Annotated in this window: 1 pseudogene; it reads left to right on the plus strand. The window is 57.4% G+C overall.

What is annotated here, in order from left to right:
• A pseudogene (locus tag VU18_RS15325) lies at window positions 1–230 on the plus strand (hypothetical protein); the annotation flags it as partial.

Below are 230 nucleotides of genomic sequence, written 5' to 3' on the forward strand. Positions count from 1 at the left end.
AAGCCAACCACTCCTCCAGGCCAAGTGAAAAAAGTGTACTGGGATGGCGTGGAGCTGAAAAAAGGGCAAATCGGCCGCTTGACGGTGCAAAAGCCGATCAATCTATGGAAACGGACGAAGGATGGGCGCCTTGTGTTCGTCCGCATCTTACAGCCTGGGGAAGTGTACCGCGTCTACGGGTATGATGCGCGCTTCGGCGGGCAGTACGCGGTCGGCGGCGGGTATTACGT

Source organism: Geobacillus sp. ZGt-1 (genome assembly GCF_001026865.1).
Lineage (GTDB): Bacteria > Bacillota > Bacilli > Bacillales > Anoxybacillaceae > Geobacillus > Geobacillus thermoleovorans.